The organism is Candidatus Syntrophocurvum alkaliphilum (genome assembly GCF_009734445.1).
Classification (GTDB): domain Bacteria; phylum Bacillota; class Syntrophomonadia; order Syntrophomonadales; family Syntrophomonadaceae; genus Syntrophocurvum; species Syntrophocurvum alkaliphilum.
This window is the reverse complement of sequence record NZ_CP046457.1, coordinates 1,715,953-1,728,809: the sequence shown is the minus strand read 5'-3', so window position 1 is coordinate 1,728,809 and position 12,857 is coordinate 1,715,953. Positions and strand designations below refer to the sequence as shown.

Genomic DNA, 12,857 nt, shown 5'->3' with positions numbered 1-12,857 from the left:
TATCCTCCTATTCCACTCTCATAACCATTTCGCTGTTTAGTACGAGAATGGTGTTATCTGTTATTAAACCAATAAAAGGGTAAATAATATCCAAATCATATTCGAGACTAACAGTAGCCCATTTATCCTTCTGATTATTGGATTCTTCTTGTTCAAACTCAATTCGTAAATTATTAGGATCAAGTAACACTAAACGACCTTCAATTAAAGAAGTTAAAATCGCAGGGGCTTGGTCCTCTTCCTCAGCAATATTATGCACAGCCGCATATCTAACCGCATCTCTGGCGGTGCTTTGTAGCTCCATATAACTACCAAAAATTCTTCCACATTCTATAATGCCTAAAAGCAGCATTAATAGAATGGGAAGAACTAGTGCCATTTCAACTAAACTTTGTCCAGATTCATTTCTTTTAAATCTTCTCACCATATAACCCCCGTATAAAAGGATAGTATTGTGCCTAAAAATATCGCTATTCCATAAGGAATACCTGTTTTGGGCTGTGACATCTTTGCTCCGGGTACCATAAACAAAAACATATTACTCATCGTTGCTTTAAATTGCCTTTTTAAAATGATGGCTATGATAGACATAATTCCACCTATTAAAGCTGAATAAATAAATGTAGTTAGTACAAAAGCTGTACCATTTATAGCACCTACTGCAGCTAAAAGCTTTACATCTCCAGCACCCATCCCTCCGATAAAGAAGGGGATTAGTAGTAGTGCTATACCAAGGAGCATACCCAGTGCTCCATTACCTAAACCTGGAAAACCATAATAATATGCATTTAAACCCAACCCCAAAATAATGGCTGGGAAAGTTAAAAAATTAGGGATGCGCCGGGTCATATAATCATACCCGGCAGCTATCCCAACCACTAGTAGTGTAAGTGGTGTAAGAATCATGTAAAAACACCTCAGTTATCTAAGTAATTTAGTCACCTTTAAGACCTTTAACTATGTCATCAAATACCGTTCCAACTTCTTCACCAACAGCAGTTAATGCAGTAATGACAGCTATTGCTACCAAAGCTATTATCAGTCCATACTCCACCATTCCTTGTCCTTCTTCTTCTCTAACTAACCTTTTTAAAATTTCCATTAATACACATCTCCTTTAATATTTTTTTTAAGTACTTTTTAACTGAAATAGTCATACATTATTTCAGTACATCTACTTTTATGGCTGAGCGCTCTGACCATTTAAGTAATTGTTTTGTTGAACTTAATATACAACTATCAAAATATAGTCAAATCACTGCAAAATCACAAAACAGTCACAACAATAAAAAAATTTCACATGATGGACGAAAAGCTTCAATTATATATATGCAAACTGCATACAAAAAATGGCAAAATTTTATTTACAAAAAATGGAAATAAAATTACAATGGTGAATAATATTAAAAAAAGTGTTTATGGAGAGAGATTTATGATTGAGCAAGAAACCTTAAAACCTCTAGTTATTAAAACATTAGGAAAATTTGAAATTAGTAGGGGTACACAGGTGTATTCACAGAGTCACACACGATCCTATAAAATGTGGGAGCTGTTAAAATACATACTCACATATCGTGATAGGATTCTTTTACCAGAAGCAATTATGGAGACACTGTGGCCTGAGGAAGAATACACTGATCCAAAACATGCATTGCGCACACTTGTTTATCGTCTACGCACTATCTTAGATATAGAAGAGCCCAAAGAATCTACTTGTATAAAATTTAACCAGGGTGGTTACTGCTGGAACCAAGATTCTAACTACGAGTTAGATACTGAAGTATTTGAAAGATTATTAAATGAAGCTAGTGCAGAAGAAGTTACAAACCCTGCTAATGCAATTTATAAATATACAAAAGCATTAGAATTATATAAGGGTGATTATTTATCAGAAAACTTATATCAAGAATGGGTAATACCAATAAGACACTATTACCTTAGAAGATACCTAGAAAGTTCAAAAAGGTTATTAAACCTGTTAAAAAAAGAAAAACAATACACTAACATTATTGCTATTTGTGAAAAGGCACTAGAAATAGACTATTACGATGAGGGTATTCATTTATTCTTTTTAGATGCTTTGGTAAAAGATGGTAGATTAAAACAAGCAGAACAACATTATCAAAACATGAGTAAAAGCTTTTATAAGGAACTAGGAGTAAAACCCTCTATAGAAATGCAAAACATTAAGGGGCATTTAAATGGTGAAACAAATAATACCGAACTTAGATTATTAGATATAGAAAAAAGGCTAAAGGATAATGAAGAGAGTGAAAAAAGTATAGGAGCTTTTTTATGTGATATAGATATATTTAATTACTTATACAAACTTGAATGTCGACGTGCTGAAAGAAATGAATCTACAGCCATTTTAGCAGCATTATCCTTAACTGATTTAAAATATCAGGGTAGAAATAATGAAAATATGAAAAAAATACTGGAACATTTACAGGAATTATTGGTAACAAATCTTCGGAAAGGTGATATTATTACCTCTTGGAATGATAGACAATGCCTATTGATATTAAATAGTCTGAATGAAGCCCAGGCAGAGAGTGTACTAAAAAGGATAGATAAAAGATTTAAAACCAAATCTAGTAAAGAAGAGGTCTTCCTACGAATTGAAATGAAAAACATCTCTCAAAACACCTTGAATGCATAAATTATGATAAAAAAATAATTGCTTTAAAAAAGCCGTTGTTAACGGCTTTTTTTGTGTTTTTTATTAGATGTGATTTTGTTGTGACTTTTAGATGATTCACCTGTATTTATTCAAATGTAAAGTTCTAAATAGACCACTGCTTACTATTTAGTAAGGATTCTTTATTAAATAGGAAAGGAGGAATATATGAAAGACAAGAGCCTCGAGCAAGAATTCTTCGAAACTACAGGGGGTACTACATTTTTAATTCGGATATACTACAGACAAAATATGAGCTGGCAAGGGGTAATTCAGTGGCTTGATGGGAGAAAAAGTATGCCATTTCGCAGTGAACTAGAAATGATCATGCTTTTACAAGATGCCTTAAATGAAGCTGATACACCAGAAACAGACAATGAATTTAGAAAATGGGATAAGAAAGAATCGTTCTAAGATTAAGAGCTTAGCAGTATGTATGTAAAGTAGTAAAAACGGGGATTAATTAATAAAAAAGAAAAGGAGGGATTGGGTATATTTAGAGGATTGAAAAAAGGAAAATTTCTAGCTATATTTGTTGTTTTTATGATGCTATTTTCAAGTAGTTTTGCTATAGCAGATAACTCAGTAGGAAACAACAAAGGACAAGGTCATGGCCCTGGAGGTGTACATGAATCTTCTAGTGATGCTAGAGGAGCAAGTTCAAACGATAATCCCGGTACTAGCGGATCAAACCCAGGCAAATCACCGGGCATTAGCGGTAACAACTCAGGTGGAGTCTCTGGAAATGGTGAAGCCAGTTCAAGCAATGCACCGGGTCAAAGTAGTTCAGAACCACCAGGGCAAAGTATTGCACCAGGACAAAGTGACTCAGAACCACCTGGTCAAGATAACAATGAAAATGACACAGATTCATCAGATGAAGCTGAATCAACAGCTGTTGAGGATGAAGAATTAAACATGGAAAATACTTGTGATAAAGTAGAATTGCATTCACCACACAGGGGAGCAAATAGTAAAACAGGATTATTACCTAATGATGATAATAAAAAAATTAATGAAAAAAATGATCATGGTGGTCTTGGTGATGAAGGATATGAAGTCGTTTGGCACTTTGTTTTAAATCAACTTAGTATTAATAAAGAGCCATTAACATTAGATGCAGAATTTGAGACTGCGGGTTCGATACAAGTTGAAGGTATTATTGCTGGTAATAATGACCAGGGTGGAGTTCAACATTTTTTTGTAGGTACTTCTAATCTTGATACACTAGAAGATGCATATGTATGTGTACCAGATGGAAAAGGAAAACTAGTTCTTAGCCATATCTGGTATGGAGACAATGGAGACAATGGAGACAATGGAGACAATGGAGACAACGGAGACAATGGAGACAACGGAGACAATGGAGACAATGGAGACAATGGAGACAATGGAGACAATGGAGACAATGGAGACAATGGAGACAATGGAGACAATGGAGACAATGGAGACAATGGAGACAATGGAGACAACGGAGACAATGGAGACAATGGAGACAATGGAGATAATGGAGATAATGGAGATAATGGAGATAATGGAGACAATGGAGACAACGGAGATAATGGCGAGAATGGCAATGACAAATCTGATAACGATACCACTACACCTGGAGGCGGTTCCGGTGGAGGCGGTGGAACAACCATAACACCAGTTGACCCAACACCACCAGGAGTAGAGCCTGATCCAGAGCCTGAAGATGAAGAAGAGAAAATTGAAATACCTCCTGATCCACCAGCTATTGTACCTGATCCTGAAGACGATCCAGTTCCAGAAGATGAACCTATTCCAAAACTTCCTCAAACAGGTGGAAGCTCAGTAGCATTCATTATTGGTTCCTTATTAGCTGGAAGTGGAATGTGGTTTATCAATAGGTCACGTAAAGAGGTTTAATAAAATTCTATGAGTTTTAGAGGTAAAACGTATTTATTTATTGGTGTACTCTTATTACTAGTCGGTATTGGATTTATCTTTTCTCCATATATCGATTATCACTATAACAAATTAAGTAGTAGGAACGTAATAGAGGAAGAAAAATTAACTGTTACTAATAACATAGATGAAGAAATTGAAAATGAAAAAGAGATTATACCGGATAAATTAATAGAAGATAAAGGAGTTTTAGAAATTCCCTCTTTAGAATTAAGTGAAAAAATATATTATGGTGTGGAACAGTCGGATTTAGATAGAGGTTTATGTTTTTATCCACAAAGTGGTTACCCGGATAATGGCAATGTTAGTATTGCTGGTCACCGTAATCAATCATTTTTAAATTTACACCAGCTTAATACAGGAGACTCTATAAAACTTTACTATAGAGAAAGAAAATATGTTTACTCTGTAGAAAATGTTTTTGTAACACATAATCGTGATTGGAGTGTTATTGACCCAACACCTAAACCAGCAATAACCTTAACTACTTGTGACCCACTAATAAGACCACCAGGTGGCAGAAATGATCGATTAATTGTTAGAGCATATCTAACTGAAACTAAAAGACCAGTTAAGTAAACTGGTTTTTTAGTTTCTAACATCTTGTGATTGTATACGAACAATTATATTAAAAACAAAAATGATAACAAAACAATACTTATTGAATCAGAAGTTGATAACAATTTATAAATAAGTGGTCTAATTAGAAAGGTTGCTCACAGCTATCCAGCTTAAAACCCAAGTTGTATTAGCACCCGTACATAACCCCCTCACCCACTTAAAATCACCCCTTTAAGGTGATGTGCTTAATGAAAAAACAGCATATAATATTGTAAAATAATTGCTTCGAAATCAAAAATTTACAAGTTATTATAGGATGTTTAAAACTAATGAACCTCTTAAATGATTAGTTTAAATTGAACCCAACTTATTGAGTAGGAGTGATTTGATGTTTAATGAAATTTTGTTAATAGATAAAAATGTATACATTATGGTAGCACTAATAAGTTCAGTAATTCTTGCAAGTATTCTTGTGAAATTAGTACAAGTTGAGATATTAAGGGAAGATAAACCATTAATAATATTAATAGCAATCGGTTTGTCATTAATAGCACTAGCGGTAGTTATAGGAGTTTTTGCTAATATAGCAGCTTCTGACTCAATAGTATATAATATTTTGTTTTATATTTTATTAATACTAGGTACTACTATAATGACAATATTTATACATAAAACTTTAAGTAATCTAATATACCAAGCTAATTATGACTTATTGACAGGTATATATAATAAAAATATTTTATTTAGAATACTGAAAAACAATATATTATCGGCAGAAAAAATAGATAAACCAATTTCTATAGTATTTATGGATATAAACAATTTTAAAAGTGTTAATGATGACTTTGGGCATCAAGCCGGTGATTTGATTTTATATCGTATTGCAAAAGAGATAAAAAAGCATATTAGAAAATCAGATGTTTTTATCAGATATGGTGGAGATGAGTTTATATTAATACTTCCCGATACTAATAAAAAAAATGCAGAACAAATTTCATTACGGTTAGGACAAGAAATAGATAATCTAAAAATAAATCATAAAATAAGCCTAAGTCTAGGTGTGGCAAGCTTTCCTGAAGATGCTAAGCTTGTTGAAGATTTAATTGATATAGCTGATAGTCGAATGTATCAACACAAGCTATCTGTTAAAAACAATATTAAGAAAATATTGTAATAGAGCAAACCTATAGTGTAGTGAATGAAATTTGAGAAATGTTTAAGGGGGGGGGAGATTTATGTTAAAGCAAGAAACTATAAATCCTTTAGTTATTAAAACATTTGGAAAATTTGAAATTAGCAGAGGTACACAGGTGTATTCACAGAGTCATACGCGATCCTATAAAATGTGGGAGCTACTAAAATACATAATCACCTATCGTGACAGGATTCTTTTACCAGAAGCTATTATGGATACATTGTGGCCGGAGGAAGAATACACTGATTCAAAGCATGCATTACGTACACTCGTTTATCGTTTGCGCAATATTTTAGATATGGAAGAACTCAAACAATTTACTTGTATAAAATTTAATCAGGGTGGTTACTGCTGGAACAAAGAGTCTAACTACGAGTTAGATACTGAAGAATTTGAAAGATTGCTAAATGAGGCGAACTCTGAAGAAATAAATAATCCTACTGGTTCAATTCACAAATATACACAAGCATTAGAATTATATAAAGGTGATTACCTAGCAGAAAATTTATATCAAGAATGGGTTATACCAATAAGACATTATTATCTAAGAAGATATTTAGAGGGTTCAAAAAGACTATTAAATTTGTTAAAAAAAGAAAAACAATACACTAACATTATTTCTACTTGTGAAAAGGCGCTGGAAATAGATTATTACGATGAAAGTATCCACTTATTCTTCTTAGATGCCTTAGTAAAAGATGGTAGAATAAAACAAGCAGAACAACATTATCAAAACATGAGTAAAAGCTTTTATAAAGAATTAGGAGTAAAACCTTCTGTTGAAATGCAAAACATTAAGGGGTATTTAAATGGTGAAACAAACAATACCGAACTTAGGTTATTAGATATAGAAAAAAGATTAAATGAAGAGAAAGAAAAAAGCATAGGAGCATTTTTATGTGATATAGATATATTTAACTACTTATACAAACTTGAATGTCGACGTTCTGAAAGAAATGAATCGAAAGCCATATTAGTAGCATTATCTTTAACAGATTTAAAATATCAGGGTAGAAATAATGAAAAAATGAAAGAAATACTTGGATACTTACAGGAATTATTGGTAAAAAATCTTCGAAAAGGTGATACAGTTACTTGTTGGAATGACAGACAGTGCCTGTTAATATTAAATAGCCTAAATGAAAAACAAGCTGAGAATGTATTAAAAAGGATTGATAAAGTTTTTAAAACCAAATCTAGCGAGGAAAAGGTATTTTTACGTATTGAAATGAAAAAAATTACTCAAAGCATCTTGTGAGACAAGGGGTATAGATTATCACTACTCTAGAGAAAGCTTGCTTAGTAAACTGAACTAAATTTAAAACTTTTTATGTGGCTACTTTACATAGTTTAATGTAATATGCGCAGGAAAATTTTGTCAATAGCGAATAAGACTTATGCTATTTAAAAATATAGGATGTAATTTGTTATAGGTCATTAGATTTTTAGTTAACAAATTTATTGAAAATCATTTTATTATCCCAATTAACCTCTAGTGGCAAACCTCTAGGCCCCTGATAGCTTAATTGCAAAGGTAGGTCATGATAGTTTTGTGCAATGTGACTAGGATAAGGTATAGAGCCAAAGTATTTCATACCTTTATTAGGACTATCAAATGTTGGATCAGCTGGTAGCCATCCTTTATCTTCTGTATAAAATTCAGCCCAACTATGACGATATTGGTTAAGTGATAGTGCTTCATTGGCACTTTTATTCCAGGTTTCACCATTTGCTTTAGGGTCAGCGAATCCATTTACTATTCGTGCAGGGATTTCAGATGCTCTACAAAGTGCCACAAAAAGAGAAGCATATTCTTCACAAACCCCTTCTTGAGTAACAAATGCACTTAATGCCCCTTTGTTTCTATAGGGTGATTGCAGGTCATAATTAATATTATCTCGTACAAAAGCGTATATTGATTTTGCTTTTTCATAATCGTTATCTAGGTTATTAGTTAGTGCTTGAGCTTGTTTAATAATATCTGGATGGTCACTTTCGATTTTATTAGCAGGTTCAAGATATTCTAGTATGTCCTCCTCGACTATTCCATTATTTTTACTGTGAATATTAATCACATTTTCTATAACTAAAGTTTTAGTTTGTTTAGGTTCTAAAGAATCAAATGAAAAAGTAGCTACTCTAGCATGATACTGCTTTTCACCAATTTGAGTAGGTTTTTTAGAAAACTCTTCTTTTAAAAGCTCTTGAAATGAATCATCTATTCCTAATAGTGAGAGATTAACTTTTACATTATTTATAGTGTTATTACTGTTGTTTTTTATATCAATTTTAGTTTGGAGGGTAAAAACATCGTCTGCTAAGTTAGCTTGTTCTATTGTTTTATTAGAATCATACCCTGGTACCACTGCGTAGACATTTGTAGATATGGTAAAAAGTAGTGCTATGATTAATGCAATTATTTTTATAAATATAAAACGTTTAAACACAAAAAAACTCCCCTTTCGGTAGCTGGCTGCCATTTTACAGGCCCTCTAGCTTTGCGTCCCATCATTTCTGATGGTTTGCCTTTATCGGTGAAAAGTTTTAATTACACCATATATTAAATTTTTAGATTCTTAATTTATTATAGCATTAAATTGCCATAAAGTGACATTAAGTTTAAGGGCAAGGGGACATTTATATTCTTTTTTGAGAATAATAAATATTGATAAGTTCTTGTCTATTTGATACTTCAACTTTTCTATAGATATTTCGTAAATGAGTTTTTACAGTATTGTTACTTATGTTTAAAGAATTACATATGTTGGGGTTATTATATCCCTTTAATAATAAGTCTAATACTTCGTGTTCGCGTGCGGTCAACCCATATTCAGAAAAAACGTTGGTAGGATCAGCTATATTATCAGAAGTTGCTCCTGATTCAGCTAAAGAAATAATGTCATCAGAACTATCTTGATTTGTGTTAACTATAGAAAAAAGATTTGTAAATAGGGGTGCTGATACAAACATCAAAATTGCGGCTAATATGGACAGGGTGTTAATTTGTTGAATAACATTAGTTACATATAAAGTTATACCTTGATGAAAGAAAGAACTGCCAAACATAGATAAAGTAATTATAAAGAAGCCAAAAGCAAACACTTGACGTTTATTTGCAGTTGTTTTAGCAATATAACAAAGGATCATCCAAACAAAAAAATCAAAAACAGCAAATCCCATTTGAAAAAACAAAAACGAAATTAGAATACTTCCTCCACTTAAAAAAGGTACTAGCAAAAAGCCAATGCCTAATAGTGGTAATGCAAGATTATGGGAATAGCGAAGATAAGTGAATTCATCCTTAAATATACTTACAACAGCAATAAATATTACTACACAATATATTATACTACTATACCAAAATAGTTGTTGTTTAGGTAAATTCGGCAATAGGCTCAAAATGTTATACATTAGCCCACCAACAAAGTAAAATAAAAAGAACATAATAGCTAAACGGATGAAAGATATCTTACCTAATTTAGTATAGTCTTCATTATCAACTATTTTATTTATGTTAGTATTACTCATCCCTTTAATTAGATAATAGGTAGCAAACAAAGGTAAAAGTGAAGTTATAAGAATAGCTAGGTTTAAATGTATAAAAGATATTCCCAAATAAACCAAAGTTGCAATAGCCAAACATATTCCATAATATAATCCAGCATGTTTTATACTATATTGGCTATATAAATCACCGTAAAATATTAGAATTATTGCAGAACCAATGCCGCCTAAAATAGCTGCTAAATATAGTGTGTATAGGCTTAAAACTGTACTAAAAGCAACTCCAACAATAAGCAATGTAGAGCACACCATTAAAATCATGCCACAAAAAATTATTGAGTTATTATTAAACTTTTTTAAATAATCCTCATTAGCCAAAACCAAATATGTAATGGCATTTAAAAACAAAAATAATAGCATAACTATATTGATTTGATATGAATCAGTTGTTAATAAAAGCTTATATAAAAATGGACCATTTAAAAAAGTTACCCATAGCCAACCAGCCCAAAACCCAAGTCCTATAGGCCAACTTTGCATAACCCTCACCTACTAAAAATCACCCCTTAAGGGTGATGTCTTAAATATAATTATAGCATATAATTTTATAACTAATTAGCCTTTTGTCTTAGGAACAAGGGGCGTTCAAACATGTGAAAGCTATTGTTGTTTCTCGCACTGTCTGACGTTTCCCCTGTCCTTAATTTGTCCATCTATCTATGACTACACAAGCAGATAAATCACCTGTTACATTAATTGCTGTTCTACACATATCTAATATCCTGTCTACACCTAGAATAAGTGCAATTCCTTCTACCGGAATACCTGCTGAGTTTAAAACCATGGCTAAAATGATTATACCCACTCCGGGGGTTGCAGGTGAACCAATTGAAGCTCCTACCGTTGTCACAACAATTAATATTAAGGCTGCTATACTCAGCTCTACTTGATACACCTGAGCTAAAAAAATAGTCGCTACTCCCTGATAAAGTGCAGTTCCACTCATGTTGATAGTAGCACCTAAGGGTACTAAAAATTGTGCTATAGAGGACCGTACCCCTAATTTATCTTCTGCTGTTTGAATTGATAATGGCATTACTGCCGCTGAACTAGAAGTAGAAAAAGCTAATAGTTGTACCTCTCTTTTAGAAGATAATAATGATTTAAATGTTGTTTGAGTAGCTATTTTGGACACTATCAAATAAAGAACTAATAACAATAGTAGTCCAAGTAACACCGTACCCATATAAGCGGCCATTCCTGATAATGCATCAATACCTGTCTTTATTGCAGTATTGGCTATTAAACCAAAAACAGCCAGTGGAGCTATTACCATTGCCCACCTTACCACAACCATACAGACTTCCTGTATCGAACTAAGTAATTCTAGCAACACATTAGACTGATTAGGATTCATAGCTAGGATAGCCAAACCCAAAATAATTGCAAAAAGAACTACCTGAAACATTTCTTTCTCTACCATTGATCCTAATGGGTTACTTGGCAAAACATCTGCTATTACACTTGGAACCTGACCAAACGAAGGAGTTTCTAGCGGTTCCTCAACTTGTGGTGTTTGTGTATGCTCTGTTTCCACCTGTATTGTAGCCATATCCAAATATTCACCTGGCTTTATTACATAAGCTAAAGATATTCCTATTCCTATCGCTATAACAGTAAAAATAACAAAAAATGCTACCGCACGAATTCCAAGCTTTTTTAATTGCTCCATGTTTTCACTTGCAGATAACCCTGTAATAATTGAAGTAAAGACAAGCGGAATAACTATCATTTGAATCATTCCTAAAAATATGTGTCCCGGTAAAGCTAGCCAATTTCCAATTGTTTTCGCCCTATCCTCTCGTACTAAATCAAATTCTGGCCCCAATAAAGTCCCTACTATCAAACCTAAAGCAAGGGCAATTAATATTTTAACCCATAACCTACCATTTATTAGATTTTGCAAATGCTCATTTAGGTTTTTTAGTGGTCTAGGATCTAATGATTCTAGATAACTTTTCATTTTATATGTCTCCTTTTTTATCTTTGCTGAAGCTATTACTTATTCATACATTAATTTTCTCCTTCAATATTAATCACAGTAGGTCCTGCTATATGCTTAATAGTATACAAAAGACAATTACAGAAGACAATTTTGGTTTTTTTATATAAACACCAGAACAGGGGACGGTTCTTTGTTCTGGAACAAAGAACCGTCCCCTGTTCTGGTCTCCTGTTCTGCTTATCTTTCTAGCTCTATTAACCTACCATTAATATCTAATCTGGAAAAATCTAAATTGTCTTTAATCCACTTAAAAGCATCGTTATGGTAGAAAAAAACGTGGGTAGCATCGTTTTTATAGCGCCATTTCCTAAAATCTATATCTTCTGAATATATTTCAGTCATAACAAATATAATACCACCTGGGTTTAATAGAGATCTTAATAGTTTAAATTCTTTTAATGGATTCCTAAAATGTTCAATTACTTCACAGCAAACAATATAATCATATTGCGAGTTTAAAACCTTTGGATTATTCCAAAAAAATGAGTCATATAGTGCTAAGTTAAAGCCTTCATCACTTAGAAGTTTTGTAATAACGGGGCCAGTACCTGCCCCGAAATCAAGTCCTTTAGCTTTGTTGTCAAAGTTTTCTTTAACCGCATTAACAATAGGAGAAACAAATCTTTGATATCCTAAATCATCTACACAGTTATTGTGTTCTTCATAGCGTGCTTTTTCTTGTTCTAAAGAGAGAAAGAATTTGGGGTGTAGTAGTATTGATGCGCACTTTTCACATTTATAGTAATCTTTATTTCTGAAATTATAAAACCAAGAGGTAGGACCACTACATAGACTGCAAACCATAAATAAACAGTATCCTTTCCAGCTTTGTTTAATATTTTCATCAGATAATATTACAATATTAGACTATTATAATCAACTAATGCAAGACAGAGGGAGTTTAAATATGTCCCCCTGTCTCG

General features: G+C 32.6%; 14 protein-coding genes and 1 riboswitch. Of the genes, 7 read left to right on the top strand and 7 right to left on the bottom strand.

Features of this window, described 5'->3' with window-relative positions; genetic code table 11:
* Positions 1-7: 7 nt before the first annotated feature.
* The 3 genes from SYNTR_RS08390 to SYNTR_RS08380 are packed head-to-tail and all read right to left on the bottom strand — an operon-like array spanning position 8 to position 1,102.
* Positions 8-427, bottom strand: a complete 420-nt coding sequence (locus SYNTR_RS08390; protein ID WP_156204092.1) for a TadE/TadG family type IV pilus assembly protein — start codon at positions 425-427, stop codon at positions 8-10.
* Positions 421-906 carry an A24 family peptidase gene (locus SYNTR_RS08385; protein WP_156204091.1) on the bottom strand — a complete coding sequence of 162 codons (486 nt, stop codon included), beginning with the start codon at positions 904-906 and terminating at the stop codon, positions 421-423. The genes SYNTR_RS08390 and SYNTR_RS08385 overlap by 7 nt, the downstream gene beginning before the upstream one ends.
* A 28-nt stretch (positions 907-934) precedes the next feature.
* Complete coding sequence (locus SYNTR_RS08380) at positions 935-1,102, bottom strand: Flp family type IVb pilin (protein ID WP_156204090.1); 168 nt, start codon at positions 1,100-1,102, stop codon at positions 935-937.
* Positions 1,103-1,182: 80 nt separating this feature from the next.
* On the opposite strand from SYNTR_RS08380, the gene SYNTR_RS11565 reads away from it, so the two are divergent.
* The 7 genes from SYNTR_RS11565 to SYNTR_RS08350 all read left to right on the top strand — a co-directional run bounded on the left by SYNTR_RS11565 (position 1,183) and on the right by SYNTR_RS08350 (position 7,623).
* On the top strand, positions 1,183-1,383 hold the full coding sequence (locus SYNTR_RS11565) for a hypothetical protein (RefSeq protein WP_197079073.1): 201 nt from the start codon (positions 1,183-1,185) through the stop codon (positions 1,381-1,383).
* A 49-nt stretch (positions 1,384-1,432) separates the two neighbouring features.
* A complete protein-coding gene (locus SYNTR_RS08375) occupies positions 1,433-2,662 on the top strand; it encodes an AfsR/SARP family transcriptional regulator (RefSeq protein ID WP_197079072.1) in 1,230 nt (409 codons plus the stop codon).
* A gap of 186 nt (positions 2,663-2,848) precedes the next feature.
* Positions 2,849-3,094 carry a hypothetical protein gene (locus SYNTR_RS08370; RefSeq protein WP_197079071.1) on the top strand — a complete coding sequence of 82 codons (246 nt, stop codon included), beginning with the start codon at positions 2,849-2,851 and terminating at the stop codon, positions 3,092-3,094.
* Between the two features lie 72 nt (positions 3,095-3,166).
* Entirely contained in the window at positions 3,167-4,570 is a 1,404-nt protein-coding gene (locus SYNTR_RS08365; protein WP_156204088.1) for an LPXTG cell wall anchor domain-containing protein, read from the top strand.
* A gap of 9 nt (positions 4,571-4,579) precedes the next feature.
* A complete protein-coding gene (locus SYNTR_RS08360) occupies positions 4,580-5,188 on the top strand; it encodes a sortase (RefSeq protein ID WP_156204087.1) in 609 nt (202 codons plus the stop codon).
* Between the two features lie 370 nt (positions 5,189-5,558).
* Positions 5,559-6,344, top strand: a complete 786-nt coding sequence (locus SYNTR_RS08355; protein WP_156204086.1) for a GGDEF domain-containing protein — start codon at positions 5,559-5,561, stop codon at positions 6,342-6,344.
* Positions 6,345-6,405: 61 nt separating this feature from the next.
* Positions 6,406-7,623: an AfsR/SARP family transcriptional regulator gene (locus tag SYNTR_RS08350; RefSeq protein ID WP_156204085.1), complete on the top strand. Its 1,218-nt coding sequence runs from the start codon at positions 6,406-6,408 to the stop codon at positions 7,621-7,623.
* 187 nt (positions 7,624-7,810) lie between these two features.
* Here SYNTR_RS08350 and SYNTR_RS08345 read toward each other — a convergent pair whose 3' ends face one another.
* The 4 genes from SYNTR_RS08345 to SYNTR_RS08330 form a co-directional block, all read right to left on the bottom strand.
* Positions 7,811-8,812 (bottom strand): transglutaminase-like domain-containing protein, encoded by a 1,002-nt coding sequence (locus SYNTR_RS08345; protein WP_197079070.1) that lies wholly within the window; start codon positions 8,810-8,812, stop codon positions 7,811-7,813.
* Between the two features lie 14 nt (positions 8,813-8,826).
* A riboswitch (cyclic di-GMP riboswitch) is annotated at positions 8,827-8,902 on the bottom strand.
* 100 nt (positions 8,903-9,002) lie between these two features.
* Positions 9,003-10,409 carry a response regulator transcription factor gene (locus SYNTR_RS08340; RefSeq protein ID WP_156204083.1) on the bottom strand — a complete coding sequence of 469 codons (1,407 nt, stop codon included), beginning with the start codon at positions 10,407-10,409 and terminating at the stop codon, positions 9,003-9,005.
* A 160-nt stretch (positions 10,410-10,569) separates the two neighbouring features.
* On the bottom strand, positions 10,570-11,892 hold the full coding sequence (locus SYNTR_RS08335; protein ID WP_156204082.1) for a dicarboxylate/amino acid:cation symporter: 1,323 nt from the start codon (positions 11,890-11,892) through the stop codon (positions 10,570-10,572).
* Between the two features lie 219 nt (positions 11,893-12,111).
* Positions 12,112-12,738, bottom strand: coding sequence for a class I SAM-dependent methyltransferase (locus tag SYNTR_RS08330; RefSeq protein ID WP_156204081.1), 627 nt, complete (start codon positions 12,736-12,738; stop codon positions 12,112-12,114).
* Between the last annotated feature and the right edge of the window lie 119 nt (positions 12,739-12,857).